Source organism: Spirosoma fluminis, assembly GCF_054778895.1.
In genome coordinates this window covers 333,465-347,712 of record NZ_BAAGZD010000041.1, presented here as the reverse complement: position 1 = coordinate 347,712, position 14,248 = coordinate 333,465, and the positions used below count along the sequence as shown (strand labels likewise).

The 14,248-nt window shown below is 51.5% G+C and carries 12 protein-coding genes; 7 read left to right on the top strand and 5 right to left on the bottom strand.

Features of this window, described 5'->3' with window-relative positions; genetic code table 11:
* Positions 1–31: 31 nt before the first annotated feature.
* From ACYVBJ_RS23370 to ACYVBJ_RS23360, 3 genes are all read left to right on the top strand, one after another.
* A complete protein-coding gene (locus tag ACYVBJ_RS23370; RefSeq protein WP_460985267.1) occupies positions 32–952 on the top strand; it encodes a helix-turn-helix domain-containing protein in 921 nt (306 codons plus the stop codon).
* Positions 953–1,252: 300 nt separating this feature from the next.
* On the top strand, positions 1,253–1,660 hold the full coding sequence (locus ACYVBJ_RS23365; RefSeq protein WP_460984712.1) for a GNAT family N-acetyltransferase: 408 nt from the start codon (positions 1,253–1,255) through the stop codon (positions 1,658–1,660).
* A 27-nt stretch (positions 1,661–1,687) separates the two neighbouring features.
* Positions 1,688–2,050, top strand: coding sequence for a DUF3471 domain-containing protein (locus ACYVBJ_RS23360; RefSeq protein WP_460984711.1), 363 nt, complete (start codon positions 1,688–1,690; stop codon positions 2,048–2,050).
* A gap of 67 nt (positions 2,051–2,117) precedes the next feature.
* On the opposite strand, the gene ACYVBJ_RS23355 is transcribed toward ACYVBJ_RS23360, so the two are convergent.
* Positions 2,118–3,731, bottom strand: a complete 1,614-nt coding sequence (locus tag ACYVBJ_RS23355; protein ID WP_460984710.1) for a hypothetical protein — start codon at positions 3,729–3,731, stop codon at positions 2,118–2,120.
* Positions 3,721–4,329, bottom strand: a complete 609-nt coding sequence (locus tag ACYVBJ_RS23350; RefSeq protein WP_460984709.1) for an RNA polymerase sigma factor — start codon at positions 4,327–4,329, stop codon at positions 3,721–3,723. The genes ACYVBJ_RS23355 and ACYVBJ_RS23350 overlap by 11 nt, the downstream gene beginning before the upstream one ends.
* Positions 4,330–4,502: 173 nt before the next feature.
* On the opposite strand from ACYVBJ_RS23350, the gene ACYVBJ_RS23345 reads away from it, so the two are divergent.
* Positions 4,503–5,228, top strand: coding sequence for an SGNH/GDSL hydrolase family protein (locus ACYVBJ_RS23345; RefSeq protein WP_460984708.1), 726 nt, complete (start codon positions 4,503–4,505; stop codon positions 5,226–5,228).
* A 60-nt stretch (positions 5,229–5,288) separates the two neighbouring features.
* Positions 5,289–6,110 (top strand): PepSY-like domain-containing protein, encoded by an 822-nt coding sequence (locus ACYVBJ_RS23340; protein ID WP_460984707.1) that lies wholly within the window; start codon positions 5,289–5,291, stop codon positions 6,108–6,110.
* Between the two features lie 72 nt (positions 6,111–6,182).
* Here ACYVBJ_RS23340 and ACYVBJ_RS23335 read toward each other — a convergent pair whose 3' ends face one another.
* The 3 genes from ACYVBJ_RS23335 to ACYVBJ_RS23325 form a co-directional block, all read right to left on the bottom strand.
* A complete protein-coding gene (locus ACYVBJ_RS23335; protein ID WP_460984706.1) occupies positions 6,183–9,314 on the bottom strand; it encodes an efflux RND transporter permease subunit in 3,132 nt (1,043 codons plus the stop codon).
* A gap of 112 nt (positions 9,315–9,426) precedes the next feature.
* Positions 9,427–10,575: an efflux RND transporter periplasmic adaptor subunit gene (locus tag ACYVBJ_RS23330; protein WP_460984705.1), complete on the bottom strand. Its 1,149-nt coding sequence runs from the start codon at positions 10,573–10,575 to the stop codon at positions 9,427–9,429.
* 331 nt (positions 10,576–10,906) lie between these two features.
* Positions 10,907–11,593 (bottom strand): TetR/AcrR family transcriptional regulator, encoded by a 687-nt coding sequence (locus tag ACYVBJ_RS23325; protein WP_460984704.1) that lies wholly within the window; start codon positions 11,591–11,593, stop codon positions 10,907–10,909.
* 203 nt (positions 11,594–11,796) lie between these two features.
* On the opposite strand from ACYVBJ_RS23325, the gene ACYVBJ_RS23320 reads away from it, so the two are divergent.
* Positions 11,797–12,789, top strand: coding sequence for an ATP-binding cassette domain-containing protein (locus ACYVBJ_RS23320; RefSeq protein WP_460984703.1), 993 nt, complete (start codon positions 11,797–11,799; stop codon positions 12,787–12,789).
* Positions 12,790–12,856: 67 nt separating this feature from the next.
* A complete protein-coding gene (locus ACYVBJ_RS23315; protein WP_460984702.1) occupies positions 12,857–14,215 on the top strand; it encodes an HlyD family secretion protein in 1,359 nt (452 codons plus the stop codon).
* Positions 14,216–14,248 lie beyond the last annotated feature (33 nt).

The following is a 14,248-nucleotide window of genomic DNA, read 5'->3' as shown; positions in this document are numbered from 1 at the left end:
CGGTTATCGGTTATCCTTTTCGGACTACGTAATGAAAAAAGAAGAGAACAGCCCTTATAAAATTGAATCACTCACGGAGGCACACCGAGCCTTTGGTTTGCCTCAACCCCGACATCCGTTGGTTAGTCTGATCAATGGTCCTCATTCGCAGGTAGAAGATCTCAGACTTCCTCCCTACCATGTGCTGGGTTTCTATAAAATATCGTATAAACCAAAACTGAGTGGTAAATTAAAGTACGGCCAGCATTATTATGATTTTGATGAAGGAGGGCTGCTGTTCGCTGCGCCGGGGCAACTTATCGGTAACCACGACAATGAAGCCACTGCGTGTTCGGCTTATACGTTATTGATTCATCCCGACTTCCTTTTAGGGTATCCCCTGGCCAGATCCATCAAACAGTATGGCTTCTTCTCGTATGCTACTCATGAAGCCCTGCATCTGTCGGAGGACGAGAAGCGGACCATTCTCGATATCTTTACGATGATCGACCACGAACTGAACAGCCGAATTGACGACTCCAGTCAAGATGTGATTATAGCCCAGATCGAGTTGCTGCTCAACTACGCCAATCGGTATTACAAACGGCAGTTCATCACGCGAAAAGCCGTCAACAGTGATCTGTTACAAAAGCTGGAAGAGGTCGTAGAGGCTTATTTTGCCGACCAACGCTCGGTAAACCAGGGGGTACCGACGGTTCATTACCTGGCCGAACAGGTGAACCTGTCGCCGAGTTATTTGAGTGACATGCTACGGTCATTGATCGGTCAGAACGCGCAACAGTATGTTCATGCTAAACTCATCGACAAAGCGAAAGAAATCTTATCCACGACTAACTTATCCGTCAGTGAAGTCGCTTATGCCTTGGGTTTCGAACACTCACAATCGTTTAGTAAACTCTTTAAAACGAAAACGCATCTATCGCCCCTGGCTTTCCGAAGGTCGTTTAACTAATGAGGTCTGATTCAGCCCCCACTGCTGATAACCACTGCGATATGATTTTTCAGCGCCAACGCTGGGCCAGGTAGTTGGCCAATGTTACCTGACGGGCTGGTCAATACGGTGTTAGGAGGGCTATTTTTTATAAGCACAAAATTCCGCAGTATGTCAAAAACAGACGTAGCGTAAACTCCTTTTGCTGTAGTTATAACTACAACAATAAAGCGGTAAGCAGCCTGGTCGCAATGCTTAACAACGGGTTATCTAATTCTATAAACTCTTAGTTTTACCGTTTGCCGAATCAAACGTGCCCACATGATTACGATTCAATCCATTTCGCCCGAACAAACGTATCCGCTTCGCCATGCGGTGCTGTGGCCCGGTAAGCCGCTGGAGTACGTTAAAGTTGACAATGATGCCGAAGGCCAGCATTTCGGCGCGTTCCAGAACGAAGAATTAGTGGCGGTGATTTCGCTCTTCGTCGACGGTCAGACGGCGCGTTTTCGGAAATTTGCTGCCCGTCCGGATTGCCAGCGACAAGGTATCGGCACGATGCTGTTAACTCGGGTGATTGCGGAAGCACGACAGGCAGGCGCAATCCAGCTTTGGTGTGATGCCCGGCTCGACGCGGCCGACTTCTACCGGCGATTTGGTATGGAAGCCGTTAGCGAAGTGTTTTATAAAGGACTGATTCCGTATGCCAGATTTTCGCTTACCTTGTAAACCGATTGAATCTAAGTTCTTTAAACCATGAAAATGTATCGAAACCTATTCCTGATCATCGGTCTGCTGTTTGCTGCAACGACTACAAAGGCGCAAACGACCGGCGCAGCTGCTGATTCTACCAAGGCCTACACGGGTGCGTATACCTTCGCCAGCGGTAGCCCAATTCAAAAGTTTACCGTAACCAGCGAGAAAGGCGATTTATACGGCGAGGCTGATAGCTACGGAAAGAACAAACTGCTGAAACAGGCTAAAGCAGATACGTATCAGTCAACCAGTTCGTACGGCTCCGTTATTACGTTTAGGCGGGATGCGACGACAAAGGCCATAACCGGTTTAACGATGGCTGTGCAGGGCAACGAGCTATCGGCAAAAAAAGATAACCCATAAAGATCAGGTTTCAAAAATGCAGGTGCAACGGCCAGAAGATGATTCATCTTCTGGCCGTTGTCAACTTTTAGAACTGGTAGAACACTCGGGCCCGTAAACCAATACCACTCTCTTGCTGTGAATTTGGAGCGTTGGGCTGCTGTAACCGCATCGTAGCAATCGGCCCGGCCTGAGCCGCCCAGTGGCCTCCGTGCCATTCCAGGCTGGTAGCGAGATTTATGTTATTGAGCACGTCTACGGGCCAGCGGTTCTGGAAATTGGCTGTATCATAACCACGGAGTGGCATCATCCGGTAGTAAAACGTCACATTTTCTGTATTGGACAGATTCAGGTACGTACCAACTGAGGGCAGTAACGTAAACGAGCGACTAATCGGAATCCGGTAGCCCAGGCTGACCGGGATCTGGATACGTATCATTCGCGTATCGATGTTCAGAATATCGCTTCTTGGGTCGATACCCCGTGCGATCTGCCGACGGAAATCCCGGTGCGTACGCACGTTAAAATCCTCGTCGGTGAGGAATGTTCCCATCAGGTACGTACCCTGGCTCATCCCCGCACTCAGGGTAAAATGGTCGCCCACCGCCAGTTCGGCGAGTCCGCCTACGCTCCACATGTGTGCCGTTACATCTGCACCAGGGCCCAGCCGAAGTTTGAACGCCAGCTGCTCAACCGGCTTGCTGACTGTAGGTTGCGTAGCGGGTACAGATGCGCGCGTCGGCCGAAGGCGCCTGGCCCGATTACTTAGCGCCGTACTCCAGTCCATAGATTGCAACACCAACGGCCGACTGGCGGCTAACTCAACAGGAGCTGTCGGAGCAGACGCAGCGACTTCGATCGGTGAATTGGTAGACGGAGCCCCGGAAGAGATCGCCTTATTAGTTTCATCCGGTGTATTGGCTGATAGTGGCGTTTGCGGGCTGGTATCCGTAATGCGTTCCGGAGAACGGTCCTGACCTGCCTCCATTCGGTTCGCTTCCCGGTTCGGGGTTGTCGATTGGTTCTTACGGGTGCGTCTATTCAAAGAATTTGGCGTAGAAAGTTTGTCATTCAGGTCAAGGTTTTGGTCAGGAAAAGGGGTGTTGTAGGCTACCTCATTGTCGACTTCAGCCGGTTTAGGCGTAGTTACCGTATAGCGCTCACGGGAGACTTTTTCACGCTGTACAGGCAAAGTCGGCTCGGCAGCCTCCTGCCGGATAGGCATGGGAACGTAACGGGTGATGTAAACGGTATCGCGATCCGAACGAACTGTTTGCTCCAACTGATTCTCACGAGATGGCGTGACGGGTGCGGCTTTAGAATGTAGCCCATCGGTTGATAGCTCCTGCTGTTCAGAGCGCTCTGCCGGTCTGTTGCCAATGTTTGCCGGGGTAGGGGCAGGTGCCGTCGACGTCTGCTGGTTGGCCTGGGCAATGGTTTCGCGAAGCTGCGTAATCTCCCTACGCTGCCAGACACTGAGCGTGATCAGGGCAACGGTGCTAATCGCAGCTGCTGCCATTAGCCAGGGCTGGGCCGTCCAGCTGTGGGCAATGGGAGAAGGGCCATTCCCAGCCGGACTTGGCTGAGGGGGACTGGCCTGCTGCAGAGTTGCCTGCATACGCAACCAGTCGTTCTCGGAAAATTCCGGCCGAATGCTCTCCAGTTTTCGCCGGATGATATCGGTAAATCGGTCAGTTTTCATAGTATCGGATGGGTGTCGCAGGAAGAGGTTTCTGGTGGAATGGATACGCCTGTTTGATGAGTTGCTGCAATTTCTGGCGGGCACGAGCGTAGTTGGAGCGAACGGTGGCTTCGTTATGACTCAGTAAGCCCGCTATCTCGTGGAGACTGTAACCATCCACAACGTGCATCATAAACACCGTTCGGTACGTTGGGCTAAGCTGCTGTACCAACGCCAGGATCTCCTCGGCCGCAATCTGATCAACAATATCGTCGTCAAATGCGACCTGCTCGCCCGATTCCAGCGAACTGTGCTGCTCATGCCGGTGATTCTTCCGATAATGGCTGATAGCGGTGTTCACCAGGATGGTTCGAAGCCAGGCTTTAAACGGCAACGCTTCGTCGTAGCTATCCAGGTGCTGAAAGGCTTTTAGAAACCCTTCGTTCAGGACGTCTTCGGCTTCCTCAACGTTTGATGTGTAGCGCAAACAAATACTTTTCGCGTACCCGAAAAACTGCTTGAATAGCGTACGTTGTGCTCGCGGATCGTTAGCACGACAGGCCCGAATGACACTAATGAGGTCATTTTCGGCGAACGGAGACGATTTTCGGAAAAACAAAGTTCGGTCGGATTAACGTAAACACCCGTGATGGTAAAAAACAATACGCCTTCCGGCTACACAACGTTGCACGGTTCCGTTTGGTTGATTAAAATTTAGAACGCCCTGCCACGTTTTTCTGCGGCCCTTCGTAAAGGCCAGAAAACAATCACTCGTTTTCGGTTCGTTGTCTGATGAATGTGTTGGTAATTGGCGATGGGCACACGTATGGATATGGGCTATCGTCGGGGCAGCTGAGTTATGTAGGGCACTTCAGTCGCCAAATGAGCCGCCCCGGACGGGCGATGTCGGTTGAGGCCTACGCGCACTTAACGCCGGCGCAGGTGCTGGCCACGTTAGATCGGCTGCCGCTAAATCAATACGACCTCATCGTATTGCAGTTGGAGTATTGGATGGGGCAGCCTTCAATGCGGTACCTACCCTTACCCAGGCTCGGCCAAAACGCTACGTCTCCGAAACAGCATTGGGCAGGTCGAGCCATGCAGCGCTTGCGGGAATGGACAACCATCGGCATACAGGCGTTAACCCGGCCCCGCTCCAGGTCTCTTTTCGTATCAACTTTGCTCAAAACGTTACGTCCGTACCGGCATCACGTACTCCTGCTGACTCCACTGCCGCATCGTGACCCCGTTCAGGCGTGGTTACGCAGGCGGTGCCGGTCGCTGCTACTCCGAAAGGCGGGTGATCAGTTATTCAGCGTGTTCGATTCGAGTTCGGTGCTGCTGCCCCACGACGAATATTTTCTGCCGGATGATGCTACGCACCTCAACGCCGTCAGTCACGAGCTGCTGGGGCGGGCGCTGTTCGACTTCTACCAATCGGCCCCGACTATTGTCACGATTCAGGCGGTCAGGCGAAATGGCGATGACCAATGGTCGACCCGGAACGACAGCCTTTGAAGGGCTCACGCTTTACCACAACACTTTCTTAACTCTTACTCTTGTTTCGCTACGTTTTTTATGAAAAAACAATGGATGTTTATCGCGCTCGTTGCCGCGCTGGCAGCGGGCTGCAATCAGGCTGGTACCAACGTAACACCAGACGATCAGACAACCGCATCGGCTGCCCGCGCAACTGCCGTGGATGGCTTCGGGAAAGGTACCGTGATTACGCAGGACAAACTACCGCAGGCCGTGCTGAATTACCTGAGCACGACCTACGCGGGCTATGCCTTCGTGCAGGGCGTTCAGGGCACCGACCGGGCGGGTGCTACGTTCTATGCCGTTGTCATTGAGCAGGGGGGAGTACGGTATCACCTTCACTTCGACGCGAACGGTACGTTGCTGCCGGGACGGGGCCACAAAGGCGGACCGGGACCGCGCGAAGCCAACGAGACGACGATTGCCCAGGATAAGCTCCCGCAGACTATTCTAGATTATCTGAACACGACTTACGCAGGTTATGCTTTCGCAGGGGCGGAACAAGGGGCCGATTCGTCGGGTGTGGTGCTGTATTACGAGGTGGAAATTACGCAGAACAGCAAAACCATCCGGTTGAACTTCGATGCAACGGGTAAGCTCCTGGAGCGACCAAAAGGTCGGCCGGGCGGACCGGGTAAGCCGCCAATGGCTACGAGTGTTACGCAGGATAAGCTTTCGCAGGCAACGCTGGACTATCTGAACACGAACTACGCCGGGTACACATTCGTACGGGCTGAACAGGCCACGACCCGCGATGGCGCTACGCTGTATGCGGTGGCGATTACGCAGACTGGTACTACGTACTTCCTGTTGTTCGACGCCGACGGAAAGTTTATAAGCACGCGTAAACATCGTAAATAACCAGGCTCTAAGAAACGAAAGGCACGAACCAAATTGGTTCGTGCCTTTCGTTTCTTAGAGCCTGGTTCAGGTTTATACCCGTACTTCCATTTCTTCGGGCCGGGTCGTATCGCCGGTTTGGCGTCCTTCCGGTTGTGGCAGCGGCCGTTTTTCGGCATCTTTCCGACGCGTCATATAGGTGTAAATAACGGGCACTACGTATAAGGTCAGCACCAGCGAGAAGAGCAGCCCCCCTACAATAACGATACCGAGTGGAACACGGCTCTTCGACGCCGACCCTATGGCCAACGCTAACGGCAGAGCACCGAATGCGGCCACAAGTGTAGTCATCAGGATTGGGCGCAGACGAAGGGCGGCTGACTCAACAGCAGCCTCGAACTTATTTTTACCCGTTAGCCGTTGCTCATTGGCAAATTCGACAATCAGGATTCCGTTCTTCGTTACGAGGCCAACCAGCATGATGATACCAATCTGGCTGAAAATATTTAATGTTTGATTAAACATCCAGAGTGAGAAGACAGCACCCGCCAGCGCCAATGGCACCGTCATCATGATAATCAACGGATCAACGAATGAATCGAACTGAGCCGCCAGGACCAGATAAACAAGAATCAGCGCTAAGCCAAACGCGAACAATGTATTCGAAGAGCTTTCGGCGTAGTCGCGTGACGGCCCCGACAATGCCGTCTGGAAGGTATCGTCGAGTGTACGGGCGGCAATGGCCTGCATGGCTGTTACCCCGTCGCCGACCGTTTTGCCGGGTGCTAAACCCGCCGATACAGTCGCCGACTTAAACCGGTTGTAGTGGTATACCTGCGGGGGGCTGCTGACTTCAGCAAACCGCACGAGGTTATCCAACTGAATTAATTCACCCTGATTCGTGCGGACGTAAAACGAAGCCAGATCGACGGGTTCGTCGCGGTCTCCACGGGCAACCTGACCAATAACCTGATACTGTTTACCATTCATCAGGAAGTAAGCCAGACGACGGTTGCTAAGTGCCAACTGCAGAGTTTGGGCCACATCCTGAACCGAAACGCCGAGACTCGTCGCTTTTTCGCGGTCGATACTGATGTTCAGTTCAGGCTTATTGAATTTTAAGTCAACGTCACTATTTTGAAAAGTCGGATCTTTCTGCACTTCTTCCAGGAACTTGGGCAGCTTTTCCCGCAGCTTCTCGAAGTTCAGGTTCTGGATAACGAACTGAACGGGTAGACCACCACCCCGACCCACCTGAATGGTTTGGTCCTGCGTAGCAAACATGCGGGCTTCGCTGAACTTCTTCAGGTTCTTGTTAACATAGTCCACGATGTCTTGTTGTGAGCGCTGCCGTTCAGAGGGGTCACTCATGTTAATGATGACAAACGATGAGTTTACGGCGCCAGCCCCCGAAAAACCAGGTGCCACCACACTAAATGCCAGCCTGGTCTCCGGAATAGAATCAAGCACAAACTGCATTACCCGATCCGTTAGGGAGGCCTGGGCCTCGTAGCTGGTACCTTCCGGCGATGTAATGGCAATCCGTGTTCGGCTACGGTCTTCGAGTGGAGCTAACTCAGATTTCAATAATGACCCCAGCCCAAAAATTAAGGCAAGACAGATCGCAATCATACCAAAGGCCCATCTCTTCTTACGCATGAAGCTGTTGAGTGAATCACGGTAGGTTTTGTCAAGCCACTGGAAAAACGGTTCTGTCTTCTTGTAAAACCAGGAGTCTTTCCCGTGGTTCTTACTCGTCAGCTTCACGCTTAGAACTGGAGTCAGGGTCAGCGATACGAAGGCTGAGATCAATACCGCACCTGCCACGACAATACCAAACTCGCGGAACAGGCGCCCTACGAAGCCTTGCAAGAAAATGATTGGTAAGAATACAATAGCCAGCGTGATCGATGTGGCCAGTACAGCAAAGAAAATCTCGTTTGATCCTTCCCGGGCTGCTTGCTTAGTTTCCATACCATCCTCAATCTTCTTGAAAATGTTCTCCGTTACCACAATACCGTCATCCACCACCAGACCGGTTGCCAGCACGATACCCAGCAAGGTTAGGACGTTAATGCTAAAGTCAGCAACGTACATGATGAAGAACGCACCGATCAGTGATACCGGAATATCGATCAATGGGCGGAAAGCAATCAGCCAGTCACGGAAGAAGAAGTAGATAACCAGTACAACCAGTATAAACGAAATAATAAGCGTTTCCCCTACTTCTTCAATAGCACGGCGGATAAACGTACTGCGGTCAATCCCGATGCTAACGATAATATCTTCGGGGAGGTCTTTCTTGAGTTGATCGAATCGTTTGTAGAACTCATCGGCGATGCTGACATAGTTAGCACCAGGTTGAGGAATCAATACCAGAATAACACCAACAGCACCGTTCTGCTTAGAAATGGTTTCTTCATTCTCGGCACCAAGTGTAGCGTAGCCTATATCCTTTAAACGGATGATCTGATCGTTCGTTTGACGCAGAATGAGGTTGTTAAAATCCTCTTCTGTGGTTAATCGACCAACCGCTTTTACAGTTAGCTCGGTGTTATTGCCGTATACCTTACCGCCTGGTAGCTCGACGTTCTGAGCCGTTAGGGCGTTCTGGATGTCCTGTGTCGTTAGTTGATAAGCCGAAAGCTTGATCGGGTCAATCCAAAGGCGCATCGCCTGGCGCTTCAGGCCATAGATGTTAACCTGGCTAACGCCCGGAATCGTTTGCAGCCGTTCTTGTAACACGTTTTCAGCGTAGTCCGATAGCTGGCTCGGATTACGCGTCGTGCTCTGAACGGTCATGAAGATAATAGGGTCCGAGTTGGCGTCGGCCTTTGTAACTACCGGGGGAGCATCAATATCCTGAGGAAGCTGACGCTGAGCCTGCGCTACTTTATCGCGCACGTCATTAGCGGCTCGTTCCAGATCTGCATCGAGGTTGAACTCAACCGTGATCGTACTCGCCCCCAAAGCACTGTTGGATGAGATCGTCCGAATCCCCTCGATGCTGTTGAGCGATTTCTCGATGGGTTCGGTAATCTGCGATTCAATGATGTCGGGGTTGGCACCAGTATAGTTGGTTCGAACGGTGATAACCGGCGGGTCGATGGCCGGGTATTCGCGGACGCCAAGAAAGGTGAAGCCGATGACACCAAACAAGACAATAACGATGGACATCACCATCGCAAAGACTGGTCGGTTAAGGCTTAATTCGGGTAAACTCATAAACGTGTTGAGTTAACAGGTTTCATTGTTAAAAAAGCCAGTCAGGTCTTTCGTGGCTAACCGGCATTTTCAGGTATAAACCAAAAAGGGACGCGTCAGTAACGAAAAATGATTACCTCGTCGCCACTTTCGATTCATCACCCGGCAGTTGTACTACCCGCCCTACTTTAACGGGCGAATCGGGTTTCAGGAACAATAGCCCGGTTGTGGCAACGGTATCTCCCGCCTGGATGCCCGACAGAATCTGAATCGTTCCCGCCGTGCGCAGCCCCGTTGTTACGTCGCGGAACTGAGCTTTGCCTCCTTTAATCACAACAACCTGGTTTGTGCGCGTTTGCGGAATAACCGCCTGAGTGGGTACAACCAGACTTTGCTGGTTCTGAATGGCCAGCGTAACCCGCGCAAACGTACCCGGGCGGAACTGAGCCGAAGCGTTGTTGACTCTGGCCCGAATCCGGAGATTGCGGGTCTGCTGATCGACACCCGGTTCAATTGCGTACACCACTGCCTGACTTGGTTGCTTGGTTCCATCCACCAGAAAGGAAATGGTTGCGCCGGTTCGTACCGCCTGGCCATATTTTTCCGGAATCGAGAAGTCAAGTTTTAGGGAGGATACCTGTTGTAGTCGGGCAATCAGCGTATTAGGGGAAACCACAGCGCCCGAACTGACATTACGTAAACCAATTACGCCCGAAAAGGGTGCCCGAATTTCGGTACGTTGAAGGTTTGCTTTTACCAGTTCGATATCGGCCAGCGACGAACGAAGGTTCGTAGTGACAATGTCGTATTCCTGCTGGCTGATCCCACCCCTGGCAAGCAGTTGCTTATTCCGTTCTTCCGTCCGGCGGGCGTTGTCGGCCTGAGCCTGGAGTTTCAGCAGCTGAGCGCGTAGGTCGGCATCGAAAAGCTTTACCAGTAACGCGCCCTTGGTCACCGGCTGCCCTTCCTGAATGTTTAGCTGGGTAATGCGGGCCGATATTTCCGGATAAATGTCGACCTGCTCGTTAGGCAGGAGGGAACCGCTGGACACAACATCTTCCTGCAATCGCTTCGTGATCACGACAAAGCCATTTACGTTGGTGGGACCGCCCCCGCCCGGGCCACCAGGACCGCCTTTGCCGCCTGGTCCTCCGCCTTTACCGCCACCCCCTCCGCCGGGGGCACCGGATGTGGCTCCGGGTGCCGGATGTAGTACTTTATTGTACACAATTATCCCGCCGAGGACAACAACGACGAGAACGATAGCAATCCATCTTTTCACAGGGTAGTAATTAGCAATAAAACTTAAATTTTAACGTCGGACTCATCGGGTTTGTTACGAACTACAAAACTATGAGCCCAAACGGTTATATCAATCCACAAATGCTCGATCATTGATCGATTTTACGCGGGGACTAAACGACTTTGTCGACTGGCGAGTTCAGTCATCCCACGCAGTAAGTGGCTGGAAAGCAGGCTCAACAAGTCCGGGTTGCCAATGAATGAACGTATTCGCCCGCATCCATATACAGTACCAAACTAGTTGAATCGATTTGTCTACTCAAAATCCGTAAAGCTGGTCCAGTTACTGAATCTGTCAAACAGGTTTCGACTTAGTCAGAAATGGGGCTGTTTAAGCTGGAAAACAGGACGTGACGCAGAAAGTTGAGCAGTTGATGTTCGTCTTTACTGATCTCAAAGTCGGTGAGGGTCGGCAGGTTCTGCATAAAAAATGTCTGGTAGTGAGCGGTTTCGATAAGTGAGCTCGCTCTCGATCGAGCAAACGGGTAGTCGGGTCGATAATCCAGAATTAGCGCAGCGATACGTCCGCACAGATCTTTGTAGGGCTTAAACAACTGCTGGCGATTATCTTCCGTTACGTGGTGTGTCAGGTATACTTTACTCGACTCCCGGATCACAACCCGGTGCAGCGCCCGTACATCAATCTCGTCTGTAGAGGAGATATCCAAGTCTTTTAATACGATGAGTCGTAACAGCCGCTCCAGCTTTTCGCCTGGATCAGTCAGGTTGTTCGTTTGAAAAACTAGCTGATATTCGAGCCATTGCCAATACCAGGCGACCAGATAAATGAGCAAACGATGCTTATTCTCAAAATATCGATATATACTGGCTTCCTTGGTGCTGAGTCGATCGGCTAGTTTTTTGAAGGTGGCTTCTTCAAACCCAATTTCATCGTACAGCAAAATTCCCTGTCGCACAATCCGCCGACCCAGTTCTGACCCGTCGGGATTACGTAAAAACAGCCGCTCGTTCATGCGGACCTGCACTGAATACTCCATCTATAAACTTGTTCTTCCGTTCAACCAAAAGTTTTTACAACTAGGAACATACTTACGTTAATAAAAGTTGTGTTTATAAAAAAGATAGTAATACTATCAGCTCCGCTCTTTTTACTACCAGATACATTTTTTATAAAAAAATTTGGGAGTAACTGGAGAGGAAACGGGCAGATTACTGTTTGTGAGATTAAAAATGGATTAAAATGGCCACAGCAAATGCAGTAGAGCCGCCACCATCGCCGATGCAGCGGTTGATTCGGCTCCTGACCAACGAGAAAAAAGACATTGGGTATATTTATCTGTATGCGTTGGTAACGGGCGTAATCAGTTTGTCGCTGCCACTGGGTATTCAGGCAGTGTTTACACTTGTATCGGGAGGGCTTGTATTCAGCTCAGTGTATGTACTGATTTCGCTCGTGATCATCGGCGTGCTGGGAACGGGTTTATTGATGGTTGGCCAGATGGCACTGGTTGAGGTGTTGCAGCAGCGGATTTTTGCCAAAGCGGCCTTTGAGTTTACGTACCGGCTGCCACGTATTCAGCCCGACGCCTTGGCAGGTTATTATCCCCCCGAGTTAATGAACCGCTTTTTCGACGTATTAACGATTCAGAAGGGATTGCCAAAGCTATTGATTGACCTGACGGCCGCAACGGTACAGATCGTTTTTGGATTAATCCTGCTGTCGGCTTATCACCCCATCTTTGTTGGATTCGGTTTGGTCACCGCGCTGATCGTAGTGTTAATCTGCTGGGTGTACGGAGCACGGGGAGTCAAGACCAGCCTGAACGAATCGAAGTATAAATACAAGGTGGTTGCCTGGCTCGAAGATATAGCCCGCGATTTACCAATCCACCGCTATCAGCAATCCAGCAATTTAGAATCCATTGACAAAATGGACGACCTGGTGGCTAACTACGTTGAGCATCGCAATGAGCATTTCAAGGTGTTGAAGCGATTCTTTTACAGTGCCGTAGCCTTCAAAACTATTGTTACGGGGGGCTTGTTGATTCTGGGGACGGCCCTGGTAGTCGGTCGGGAAATGTCGCTGGGACAGTTTGTTGCGGCAGAACTTGTTATCGTCTTGATTACCAACTCGGTCGATAAGCTTATCTCGGGTATTGATACTGTATTTGACCTGCTGACCGCCGTAGAAAAAATTGGTACAATCACCGATATGCCCCTGGAGACTACCTAGCAGAGAGTACGTACAGACAGCCTGATCGGCTGGTTCAGCCGAAAACTGTATTCTTCAAGCACATTTTATGTTAAACATATCGAATCAACGGATAAACGAAGAGCTGTTTAACCGCTACCCCTTAAAAACGCTCCGCAAATTACCTCAATCGGACGGGGGCCAGAAACTGGGCCGCTGGATGCTCTTCTTTCTGATCGTTGGCCTGATTGCCATGTTCATGCCGTGGCAGCAGAATATCAACGGCGAAGGAACGCTGACGGCCTTAACCCCGCAGGATCGTCCACAAACCATTCAGAACGCCATTCCCGGTCGGATCGAACGCTGGGCGGTTCGCGACGGTGACTACGTGAAACGGGGCGATACACTCATGATCATTTCGGACATAAAAGACGAATATTTTGATCCGAATCTGCCCCAACGCCTGGGTGAGCAGCTGACAGCCAAGCAAGGCAGTCAAGAGGCTACCGAGGCTAAAATTCAGGCGCTCGATGGCCAGATTGCCGCGTTGCAGGCGGGACTGAAAGTAAAGCTGGCGGCTGCGCGCAACAAAGTACAGCAAAGTGAATTTAAGATTACCGCTGATGAAGCGGATCTGGTGGCTGTCCGTAAAAACTATCAGATTGCCCTCGACCGGCTCGAACGCTACGAAAAGGGGTATAAAAACGGCTTGTTTTCGCTAACTGATCTGGAAGCCAGACGGCTGAAAGTGCAGGAGGACAACGCCAAAGTGATTTCGCAGGAAAATAAACTGAATGTGTCGCGGCAGGAACTGGTGAACGCCCGGCTTGATCTGAACACCATTCAGGCTGATTTTCAGGAGAAACTGGCGAAAGCGCAGTCGGATCGGAGTTCGGCGGTTTCGTACCTGGCCGATGCCAATGGTGAAGTGTCCAAGCTGCGCAACAAAATCAGCAGCGTGGCCGTCCGTCAGGGGCTTTACGTCGTGCGCGCTCCGCAGGATGGTTATGTAATTCGTCCGTCGAAAGCGGGGATTGGTGAAACAATCAAAGAGGGAGAGCCAATCGCGACGCTTCAACCGTCGAATCCGCAGTTGGCCGTAGAGTTGTACGTGCGGGCGATGGACGTACCCCTGATTCAGCGGGACCGAATCGTTCGCTTGCAGTTCGATGGCTGGCCAGCCATTCAGTTTTCGGGCTGGCCCACGGTATCGGTTGGTACGTTTGGCGGAAAGGTGGCGGTTATCGATGCAGTAAGCAGCGTTGGCGGTAAGTATCGGATCCTGGTACGTCCTTTTCAGCAAAAAGGCGACCAGCCCTGGCCGACGCAACTGCGGGTAGGGTCGGGGGTTCATGGCTGGGTGATGCTCGACGATGTACCCGTCTGGTACGAGCTCTGGCGGCTACTGAATGGTTTCCCACCAAGTTTGCAGGAGGAGCCTAAAGCCGAGAAAGGAGAAGCTAAATGAGGGGGCGCGTTGGTATACGCTGGTGGCTTGGCC

What these genes read in the sequence shown, in the direction of transcription:
- ACYVBJ_RS23370 (WP_460985267.1), top strand. Translation starts at nt 32, where the DNA reads ATGAAAAAAGAAGAGAACAGCCCTTATAAAATTGAATCACTCACGGAG.
- ACYVBJ_RS23365 (WP_460984712.1), top strand. Translation starts at nt 1,253, where the DNA reads ATGATTACGATTCAATCCATTTCGCCCGAACAAACGTATCCGCTTCGC.
- ACYVBJ_RS23360 (WP_460984711.1), top strand. Translation starts at nt 1,688, where the DNA reads ATGAAAATGTATCGAAACCTATTCCTGATCATCGGTCTGCTGTTTGCT.
- ACYVBJ_RS23355 (WP_460984710.1), bottom strand. Translation starts at nt 3,731, where the DNA reads ATGAAAACTGACCGATTTACCGATATCATCCGGCGAAAACTGGAGAGC.
- ACYVBJ_RS23345 (WP_460984708.1), top strand. Translation starts at nt 4,503, where the DNA reads ATGAATGTGTTGGTAATTGGCGATGGGCACACGTATGGATATGGGCTA.
- ACYVBJ_RS23340 (WP_460984707.1), top strand. Translation starts at nt 5,289, where the DNA reads ATGAAAAAACAATGGATGTTTATCGCGCTCGTTGCCGCGCTGGCAGCG.
- ACYVBJ_RS23335 (WP_460984706.1), bottom strand. Translation starts at nt 9,314, where the DNA reads ATGAGTTTACCCGAATTAAGCCTTAACCGACCAGTCTTTGCGATGGTG.
- ACYVBJ_RS23325 (WP_460984704.1), bottom strand. Translation starts at nt 11,593, where the DNA reads ATGGAGTATTCAGTGCAGGTCCGCATGAACGAGCGGCTGTTTTTACGT.
- ACYVBJ_RS23320 (WP_460984703.1), top strand. Translation starts at nt 11,797, where the DNA reads ATGGCCACAGCAAATGCAGTAGAGCCGCCACCATCGCCGATGCAGCGG.
- ACYVBJ_RS23315 (WP_460984702.1), top strand. Translation starts at nt 12,857, where the DNA reads ATGTTAAACATATCGAATCAACGGATAAACGAAGAGCTGTTTAACCGC.